Here is an 11226-nt window from a genome sequence, read left to right as displayed (position 1 = left end):
CCGGAAAAATGCGATGAAAAGTCACAAGTACCAATGGCTGAGACTGAATCCGAGCATGATCTCCCTGCTTGGCATGGTTTTGTTGCTGCTATTGAACGGGATAGCAGGTGCTCAATCATTCGCAGAACTTCAGTTCGACATCATCGGTGTCCAGCTTACCGTCGACCCTCCCGCCCTGACCGTTCCAAAGGACATCCCAACCATAGTCAACACCGAACTGAGCCTGCCTCCGGGGGCCGGCCCCGAGGCTCAGGCAGCGCTGGATCGTCTGCGTAGTGAAACCCGGGTGCAGGCCCAGTTGCGCGGTCCCTCACTTCCCGCCATCGATATCGAGGTGCGTCCCGGAGATCCTTTCCCCATCCCGCCCTTTGCCCTGCCCGGCGACTATTTCCTGGACCAGATCCGGCTGGTGAAAGACGGCGAGACGCTGCTCGACGGCGAGCCGGGCCTGGTGCCCATCAAGGTGATCAGCGAGATCCTGGTAACCAGCGTCACCTCCCGTGCGCTGACCCTGGACGAGATTCGGGAGAAAGGCATCGTCATCGACGAGAACAACTTCGATATACGCGAGTTCCAACTTGCCCTCAACGTCGATGGAAATACGTTCAAGATCAGGCTTCCAGTGGCATTGCCGACCCGGGAGCTGTTGGCATTCCAGCAAACCACTCCAGAGCTGATCGGACTGTTGAGCAGGGTCAATGCCGAACTGAACGAGCGGCAGGTGGTTGAGCTGCCCGATGATTTCGATCGTCCCGGACTCAATTTTTCGATTGCCGCCATCCCTTTTATGGAGGCCGGGGCCGACGATGGAGGCCCCAGGCCATTTGGCGCCCCGCCCATCACCGGCTTGGTGGTGATCCCAGGAAATATCGCCTTTCTGAACCAGTTCTTCTCGGTGATGGTGACGGTGGCGAACGTCGCCCCGGACGGTTCGCTGCTCTCGGTGCGCGATCTAACCGCTGAGATCACCCTGCCGTCGGGGGAAGATCTTGTTTCGGGTACATTTGAACAGCCTGGTGACGATCCACTGCGTCTGGCCCGTATTGAAGGGATCGGTGTGCAACCTGTCATTGATGTCATGCTGCCAGGTCCGGATGGAGCGCTGGGAACGGCGGACGATGTGGGAGTTATCCCACCCCAGGATCAAGGGGCGGGCGAATTCCTGGTCGAAGGTCTGCGTGAGGGTTTCCATACTGTCGATATCGCACTCAGCGGTATCCTTGAAGGCCTGCCCTCCGGGCCGGTGGAGATCCAGGGTGCGGCCATCGGCGCAGTGCTGGTGCGCGATCCAACCTTTGATATCACCCTGGCCCATCCGCGCACTATCCGTTCCGGAGAGCCTTACAATCTTTTTGCCACCATCACCAACACTTCGACCACGGCTGCAAACCTGGTGACCGTCAATCTCGACGAGCGTGGTGTGTCCGGAGCTGTTCTGGATCCCAATACCGAGCCGACGATCGTCATCGACACCCTGCTGCCGGGGGACTCCTTCACCCAGAAGTTCACGCTGATTGCTCAGAAAACCGGGCAGGTCACCGCTGCCTCCTTTAATTCGGAGCCGGGTGTGACCGGCCGCTTCCAGATCACCACCGGGGTGGGTGAGCGGGGTATCCCGCTTTCACCCAATGCCATCGTGCTGCCGGATACCACCCGATTCCTGCCGGATGGGCTGGTCAGTGCCGTACTCAGAGTACTGGGGCAGGCCTACAGCATCGCGAACGCGCCTTCTGGTGCCCTGCCTGCGGATGTGGCCTTCGTGCGCCGCCAGACCGTCATCGACCGTGGCCGTGAACTGGGTGAGGCGGGGCAACGAGTGGCCTTCGGAGAACCGCTGGCCGATGTGCTGCAGGATCTGCTGCTCGACTGGCTGGGGGACCGCGCACTGGATAACGGCTTCGATCAATTACTACGCCAAAGCAATGCCGGCGCGGCCTTGGCTGCCGAGTTCGGCGCCCAGTTCGCGCCTGGGGTTACTGCATCCAGCCTGCTCGATTTCCTCGACGCCTTCGCCCGCCAGACGGTAACTCGGGACGGGCATCTGGCCGCGGTAGCAGGCTTGGGTATCGGTCCGGCACCGGTGGAGCTTCGCATCCTGGACGGGGCGGGCAATGCTGCGGGTCCGGGTCCGGGACCGGATGGCACTGGCCAGACGCTGCCCTACGCGGAAGTGGTTCCCATCATCACTAACGGTGGACGGGCAGATCTCGCCCTGGTATCGCGCCTCGATGCCCTGGAATACATTGTCGAGGTAACCGGAACCGGATCGGGCCAGTTCGATCTCGGCGTAAGCGTGCCGACAGGTGTGGGCGAGGTGACGCTATTGAGCTATAGCGGCGTGGGCATCGGACCCGGTGGGACGGCCCGGATCACGATCCGGCTCGGTCAGGCCAACAGTTTCGATCTCGTCGTGGACAGTAATGGCGACGGGGTTACCGATGCCACGCTACCTGCGGCAAACGTCCTGATAACCGAAGCATCTCCACAGGTTCTGACAGTGCGCCAGCTCGAATCCTACAATCTGGGCCACCCGGGGAATATCTTCGATCCTGCCACCTACGGTCTGCTGGTCGGTGTGCTTTTCGACAAGCCGGTCACAGAAGCGACAGCGACTGAAACCGCCAACTATGCTATCGAGTCCAACAGTGCCTTGGGGGCTGTGCTGCAACCCAGCGGGCGCCTGGCCTATCTCTATCTGGAGCGGCCGATCGGCACCCTGATCGATCGTGGTATTACGATTTCCGCTATTGCCGACGAGCGCGGCAACCTGCTGGCGGCGGATACACGTACTATCGAGACGGTGCTTGCCGATGGCGCCCATGTTTTCGGTCAATTACGCACCGCTGCCGGGGAGCCGGTGCCAGATGCCCTGTTCGATCTCACCGTCGTGATCAGTCCCTTTTTCACCTTCGATGTCTCCCGCATTCACACCGACAGTGAGGGCAACTTCGATTTCGATTTCGTGCGCCGCATCGGCCGCTATTTCAAGCTCAAGGCCCAGCACCCGGAGACCCTGGATTTTACTTCGCTGACGGCGAAAGTGCGGGCACCGGGTGAAGAGATGCTGCTGTTTCCGACCTTCCGCGGCAAAGGCTCGGTGCGTGGGCAGGTGACGGATGCCGCCGGTCTGCCTGTTGCCGGTGCCCCGGTGCTGCTTGCATCGCCACAGATGCCCCGTAGTGGGTTGGGTGCCAATACTGATGCCCTGGGTGAGTACATCATCCCGGATGTGCCGGTAGGTACCTATAGTGTTCGCTCCTTCGATGGGGAGGGGGCCTTCGGTCTGGCTTCCGGTGTCGTCGAGTCGGCAGGGGAGGAGGCGGTTACCGATATCCAGTTGATTCTGCAGACCAGCGAACTCGGCAACCTGACCGGACGGGTATTTCTCGCTGATGGGAGCACACCGGGTGAGGGGTTCTCTGTCTATGTGGGCAGTTACGACCGCATAACCAATACCGTCAGCGCGGTGGACCAGGCCGAGAGCGACGAAGCGGGTTCCTTCGACTTCGGGAACCTGGTGCCCGGCAAATATGATGTGGTTGCCCTCGATCCTACCGGCGCTCAGCTTGGCGTGGCTGGTGATGTGCAGGTTGTCGCCGGGATCACCAGCTCGGCGGTGGTGGTCCTGGAGGAGAACGGTGCGGTCGAAGGAGTGGTTTACAATGCCCTGGGCGTCCCGGTAGAGGGTGCGTTGGTTGCGGGGGGGATCTCCCTTGGGGTGACCGATGCCAATGGTTTCTTCCGTATCGAAGGTGTGCCGCCTGGCAAACGTACCATCGAGGCTGGTAATCCGCTGACCAAGCGGCGCGGTAGTCAGAGCGTAACAGTCCTCTCCAATCAGACGGTGAATATTGCCATTACCCTGGAGGCACGCGCCACGATTCAGGGCACGGTGCGCGATGCCAGCGGCAACCCGGTGCCACGCGCCACTGTGCGCATCGTCCGCTCTGGCGGTTTCGAGTTCGTCTTCGCCAATAACGCGGGCCAGTTCCGCCTTCCCGACCGGCCGTTGGGTGGGTATCTCCTGCAGGCGCCGGGCCCCGGCCAACAGGGGCTCATTGAATTCATGAAAAAACGTGGCATCCCGGCCTGTTCGGCCTTTACCGCCATACCACCCGATCCACCAGCGGATCTGAACTGCCAGGCTCAGGCACCGAATTTCAGTGATGACAATGCGGCGCTGGCCGCCTACCAGAATGCCCTGGAAACCGCTTTCAACGTTAGCGAAACTCTCCTCAGCGGGCCGCCGGAGGCCGATCTCTCCCAAGGCTTCGGTTGGACCAAGGTCGACCTGTTCCAGAACAGCACCACTGTCTTTGCCGACATCGATTACCTGCCGCTTGGCAGTGTTTCCGGTGTAACGCTGGCGGGCAATGGTCTGCCTGCGGCTGCCAGCACCCGCATATCCGCCCTCGGGGTGGCGGAGAATGGGGCGGCCCAGTTCAAGGAACACGGTCGAATGGATACCGACCTGGATACGGGCGAGTTTGCCTACGGCGGTATCGCACTGTTCGATCTGGATACTTTCCAGAACACCGGCATTCGCTCCGGAACTTTCCAACTGGAGGCCGCCAGCACCTTGGAGCCAGGCCGCCCGACCTTTGCAGGTGAACTCAACGTCAACACCCCGAATTGGGACAATATCGTCCTGCAGTTTCCGCTGTTGGCGGAGACCAGCGGCACCCTCAGTGGCACCGTGTTTCTGCCCGATGGCGTGACACCGGCACCGGCCAACGTGGATGTGACCATTGATTATGGTGATGGAATCACTGTTCGTACTGATCCCGACGGGCGATTTGTCAGCAGCTTCCCGATTCCCAAATCCGTTTACACCCTCACCGCGCTCGATCCCATCAGCGGTCTCACAGGCCAAGCCAGGGCGGTGGTGCTGGCCGGCGAAAATACCGATATAGAGATCCGCCTGCTCGGCTTGGGAGACGCCCGGGTGATCGTCAAGCGTCCGGATGGGTCGCTGGTGCCCGATGTCAATGTTTCACTCAATGGTTCAGGTTACCCGGGTGACGAGTTGGATGGTGTCACCAATGCGGCAGGCGAGGTGCAATTTTTCAACGTCACCGAGGGGAAGTTTGGCGTCATGGCAGAGGAGCAGGGGACCGGCCTCAAAGGGCGGGCCAGCGGGGATATTCTTCGCGACAGCGAAGTTAACCTGGTGCTCACTCTGCAGGGAGCAGGGACGATCACGGGCACCTATCTTGCCGCCGATGGTGTCACGCCTGTAGCCAACGCGAACGTTACGCTGAATGCTCGAGGCGTCCTGGCCTACGCCAACACGGATGCGGACGGGCGCTTTCTGATCGATGCGGTTCCAGTCGGGCCGTTCACTGTCGAAGCCAGCGATCCCCTTACCGGCAGGCTCGGCAGGGCCAGCGGGGAACTGTTCGTGCAGGGTGACCTGGTGGACATCTCCATCATCCAGTTTGGCCGCGGCAGCGTGGAGGGTTTTGTGACCCAGGCTGACGGCGTGACCCCGGTCGCCGGGGCGCGCGTCTCTCTCACCGGTTCGGGTGTGACAGCGGTGCGGCTCCAGTCCACCACCAGGGTGGATGGCAGCTTCCATTTTGACGGCGTTACCGTTGGCAGTTTCTTCCTGTCGGCTACAGATGTGTCCACCGGGTTCAGCGGCGATGCCGGCGGTACGATCGATTTCGAAGGCGACCTGGATGTCCAGAATATCATTCTGGAGGGTTTTGGTGCGGTACAGGTACAGGTGCTGGGCACCGACGGCAACCCGGTGGACAACGTGGAGGTCACCCTGAATGGAACGGGTGGTTCGCGTACGGCCGTGGTCGATACTAATGGTGAATTTACCTTTGACTTTCTGAAACTGGGCAATTACAACCTCCAGGCGCATTCACTGGCCAATGAACACAATGGTGGGGCCGGCGAGACCTCCATCGGGCAGGTCGGCGAGACAGCAGCGGTGACCCTGACTTTGCGCGGGATCGGTGAGGTGACAGTGGTTGTAGTGGATGCGAACGCTGTTCTGGAACCGAGTGCCAGGGTGAATTTGATAGCCAGCGCCAGGCTGCCTGGTGAAGCGGGTCGACTCCCCTTTGGCGGGGCCTTTACGGCGTTCACCGATGCCAGCGGTCAGGTGAGCTTCCCCGGAGTGCCGGTGGGTGAATTCTTTGTCTCTGCCGAATCGGGGCCGGTGAGTGGCGTGAGTACCGGTGTTATCGAGATTCCAGACCAGAGTGTACCCATTACCGTTGAGCTGGGTGATACGGGTTCAGTGCGCGGGCGCATGCTGCTGCCGGATGGTTTCACGGCTGCCGCCAGTACCTATGTGACGCTACACTTTCAGCCCCAGAGTTCACTGCAATCCGGCGTTCTGCAGATCACCACGGACCTGACCGGTGAGTTCGAGTTCCTTGGCATTCCTCTGGGGCCAGTCACGCTGGATGCCTTCGAGCCGGAGAGCGCAGGTGTTCGTCAGGCTGCCGGTACTTTGACTGTCGCCGATCCCGATCTGGATTTCGCTGACCTCACCCTCGACAACAGCGCGCCTCGGGTATTGACGGTTACGCCTCAAGAAGGTGAGAGCGGCGTGGCAGTGGACGCTTCTGTCGAGATCCTTTTCAGCGAACCCATGCAGGAGGGTTCACTCGGGAGTGTCCGGCTGATGGATGGCGGTACTCAGGTGACGGGTACGATCACTCTCTTCGATGGGGATACGAGGGCCGTATTTACCCCAACTGATCCACTGGAGAGTGACCGGACCTATAGCCTTACGGTCGATGGCGCACCGGCCGGTCCGCGGGATCTGGTCGGACTGCAGCTGCTCGACCCCTATATCAGCATATTCCGCACTGCGGACATTATCCCGCCGACAGTCTCCTCCATCAGTCCGCAGACGGGTGAGACCGGGGTGATTCCGCAAGAGGTAGTGCGTCTGACCTTCTCCGAGTCGATCCAGGCGTCCATCGACCTGTCACTGCTGGATGACGGCGGCCAGCCGGTTGCCGGTCAGGTGGCCATGACCCTCGGCGATAGCGTGGCGATCTTCACGCCAGATGATTTCCTCCAGCCCAACGGGACCTATACGGTCGTTGCAGACAATGTTTGGGATCTGGCCGGGAATGCGTTGGAGAATCTCCCGTTTAGCGCCCAGTTCAGCACGGTCGATACGTTGGCGCCAGTGTTGAATTTCCTCGCCCTGCAGGGAACGCCCACACTTATTGAAGGCACCAGTGTCAGCGTGATGCCCGACGTGACGGGTACGGATCTGGCGCGCATGGAATATGTTATCGACGGGCAGGCCCCGGCGGTGGTCGATGCGGCGCCGTTCCTTGTGGATGTGGCCCTGCCGGTCGGCGTCCCGCGCGTCGAGATTACAGCCACTGCCGTGGATGACAGCGGCAACCGTTCGGTGCCTGCACTGCTGGACATCGATGTGCTGCCCAACCAGCCACCGTCAGTAGTGTTGACCAGCCTCACATGCGGGAACAGCGTCGGGGCCGGTGAGACCTGCAGTTTCCAGGCCACGGCAAGCGATGACCTCGAGGTCGGTCCGGTTTCATTTTCCGCCATCGGTGTGCTCAATGACTCGCAGACGGCCGCGCCGTCTCCCGGCCTGACCCAGTTTACAACGGACTTTGATATCACGGTGCCCGCCAACGCCCCGTCCGGACAGACCCTGACCGTGCAGGCAGTTGCGACCGATTCCCTGGCCCAGATCAGCCCATCCGCAAGATTGATCCTGCCGGTGGAAGACAGGGTTGCGCCGCAAGTGGCTATCGACAGTCCGGTGAATCATGCACAGGTGGTTCCAGGTGCGAGCGTGAATGTACAGGTATCGGCCAGCGATGATCTGGCCGTCACCACCCTGGCCCTGAACTGCACGCCGGCGCTTGCCGAGTGCACGGCGAGGACCCTGAGCCCACCACAGTCGGTGGCTACCGAGGTCTTCACCCTGAACATTCCAGGTGCCTTCGAGGCGCCGGGTACGATCCAGATTGCAGCGAATGCCACCGATGCTGCGGGTAACTCGACAGTATCGCCTGTGCGTATCCTGCAGATTGCCGATACTCTCCCACCCGCCGTGGATTCACTGGCAACGATCAGCGGGGCCAACCGTGTATTGCAGGGTCAGGCAGTAACGGTTCGGGCCACGGCCAGCGACAATGTCGATGTAGCTGGGTTGGAGTTCCGCGCCACGGGCGATGGGCTCGATCTCGGTCCCAGCCTGGTGCCGGCGAGTCCTGCCGGGGCTGGCGTGACTGTGGACTTCTCTTTCACTGTCCCGGCGGCGGCTGCCAATGACAGTACGATCCAAGTGGTTGGGGTGGCCATCGATGGTGTGGGGAACCGCAGCGGCGATAGTACCCTGACCCTCGATGTCGGTGACGTGGAGCCGCCTGTGGCATCCATCCTGGCACCACAACCGGGTACGACGGTTGATACGGGGGCAACGCTTACCCTGACGGTACAGGCTGAAGACGATGTCGGAGTGCAGGAGGTTCGCTATGTTTCCAGCGGCGTACGCAGTGATCTTAGCGGGAGCGAGGAGCTCGCCAATCCTGCCACGCCGGTGGAGGTCAGTTTCAATATCCCGATTCCGGCGGCGACCCAACCCGGTGATCTGAGCTTGAGCGTGACCGCAATCGATGCCGCCGGCAATACCAGTGTGGTGCAGACGGTCACGATGACCGTGGCTGACGCCATTGCACCCATTGTCACAATCGGCAGTCCCACGGCGGGCAGCGATCATGACCCTGGTATTCCGTTGGCAGTGACCATCGATGCCTCGGATAATGCCGGCATCACGGAGATCTCCCTGAGTGCCAGCGGTTCGGCAACGGTTTCGGAAACCCGTGTCATTGTGCCTGTCGGGGTTGATGTCAGCGAGGTCTTCAACATCAATATCGCTACCCCGCCACCCGCCGGCGGCAGTGTGACCCTGAACGCGACGGCACGCGACTTGGGTGGCAACCTGGCCAACGCCACACCGGTGAGCGTGAATATTCTCGATGTGGTCGGCCCCGAGGTCATCGAGGTGACTCCGGCCGATGGTGCATCCGAAGTCGATCTGGCAGCTACGGTCGTAGTGCGCTTCAGCGAAGCCATCGATCCCGCCTCGGTGACGGCTGCGAGCCTGACCCTTGTCAACGGCGGTATGGAACCGGTGGACTTCACCTTCAGTGCCGACAATACTCTGGTGACGCTGGTGCCCAGCGACGGTGTTCTGGAGCCGGCTGCAGACTATATGCTGACCGTTGATACGGCGGTAACCGATTCTGCGGGCAACACATTGACGGCGTCCTTCACCTCTGGCTTCTCCACCGCCTCGCCGGATATGACGCCGCCCGAAGTGGCCGCCATCTCTCCGCTGGACGGGGCAACGGGAGTCTCCATCGCCAGCTTGGTTCGGGTGACCTTCAGTGAGCCCATAGCGCCCGCTTCGCTCAATGGATCAACCTTCCAGGTCAGTGCCGGCGGCAATCCGTTGGCAGGTACGCTCGAGCTGCAAGGTGGCGATACCCAGGCCAGCTTCCTGCCGAACATGCCACTACCGCTGGATACCTTGGTGGTTACCAGCCTGACCGACGGCATCACCGATCTGGCAGGTAATCCCCTGGCCGGTACCCTGAACTTCAGTTTCACTACCGGCGCTTTTTCCATCGCCTTTCCAGCAGAGGGAGAGACAGTGCCGGAACTCACTGAAATCGATCTGGACGCTCGCGCCAGTGCGGGACTCGGCGTAGCCAGTGTACTGTTCACGGTGAACGGCGTTGAGCTGGCACCGGTGGCGGGTCCACCCTTCGTTGCAGCCTTTACCACTCCGGCCGCAGCGGATGTGCCAGTGTTGAACATTATCGCGTCGGCACGCAACAGCAGTGGCGTCGAGATTGCACAGGATGCCGTGACGGTGAATGTGGGTGTGGGTCTCAGGGTAACGCCGCAACTGCTGGGTGTTCCGTTGGGCGGCTCGGCAGATCTGAATCTGTCGATCTCGACCACCCTGGGTGAGGATCTGACCATCGACCTTATTGCCGTGGATCCGGGTGTGGCCGAAGTGCCGAGCACGCCTGTTATCCTGACGGCAGGTTCGCCGGCCATCGACGTACCGGTGAATGGTTTGGCCGAGGGTAGTACCAGTGTACTGGTGAATTCAATTCTCGGTACTGAGGCTGTCGTGATTTCGGTCAGCACACCGCTGAGTGGCCAGGAGCTGCGGCCACTGGCACCGGCAGTGGGGACGATGGTACAGAGTCCGCCATACCTGGGTCGTGTGATCCTGCCGGCAAACAGCCAGCGGACTCTGGTTCTGACAGTACTTGGTTCACCAGCGACAGCCGATACCTCCCTGATCGTCAGCAGCAACAATTCGGCTGTCGCCGATATTCTCGGTAGCCCGATGGTGCCGCAAAACGAGGTAACTGTCGTGCTTACCATCGATACGGGTGCAGAGGGGACGGCAGAGCTGATCCTGAGGGCCGGGGAAGAGGTGAGAGTGCTGACAGTGACCGTCGGACTACCTCTTTCTGGCACCGAACCTCCGTTGGTAGCCGCACCTGTAGGTGTGGTGATACCCGAGGCACCCTCCGTCGGCCAGGTCATGCTGCCTGCCGGCGATGCTCGAGCTATCACTCTGTTGCTGCTGGATACTCCGGCGGCGGCGGATATGAATGTGACGGTGACCAGCGATAATCCTGCTGTTGCCGACGTCGCCGGACCGGTGGTCATCCCATCCGGAGGTCAGTCTGCTGTCCTGTCGCTGGTGACCGGCGTTGAGGGAACGGCCGTTCTGACTCTGACAGCCGATGGCCTGGTGCGTGAGCTTACGGTGTTCGTCGGGTTGCCTTCAGTGGAGACGGCGCCGCCAACGGTTGCACGACCGGTCGGAATACGGTTGCTGTCGCTGCCTTCAGTAGGTCAAGTGAAACTGTCGGTAGCGGATCAGGCCCTGGCGACGGTGAGGTTGCTCGATCAGCCGGCGGTTTCCGAGGTTACTGTGACCTTCGCCAGCGGTGACTTCAATGTCGCGGATGTGCTGGAGTCGCAGATCAGCATCCCTATCGGCGAGGTTTCAGCAGCGTTTACCCTGATCAGCGGAATTACCGGCGAGACGACCATCAGGCTCGACTTTGGTGATGAGAGTCGCGAACTTGAAGTACAGGTCGGCGATTTTACAACAGGGGAACTACCGCCAACGGTGGCCCCATCTGTCGGTGTGGAGGTGCAGTGAGATGTTGTTATTCAATC

General features: G+C 61.0%; 1 protein-coding gene. It reads left to right on the top strand.

Annotated features, from left to right (window positions below; translation table 11 throughout):
• Positions 1-13 precede the first annotated feature (13 nt).
• Positions 14-11209 carry a hypothetical protein gene (locus HPY30_04630; GenBank protein QYZ65331.1) on the top strand — a complete coding sequence of 3732 codons (11196 nt, stop codon included), beginning with the start codon at positions 14-16 and terminating at the stop codon, positions 11207-11209.
• Positions 11210-11226 lie beyond the last annotated feature (17 nt).

This window comes from Gammaproteobacteria bacterium (ex Lamellibrachia satsuma), from assembly GCA_019623805.1.
Classification (GTDB): domain Bacteria; phylum Pseudomonadota; class Gammaproteobacteria; order Chromatiales; family Chromatiaceae; genus QGON01.
This window is presented reverse-complemented; position numbering and strand designations above follow the sequence as displayed.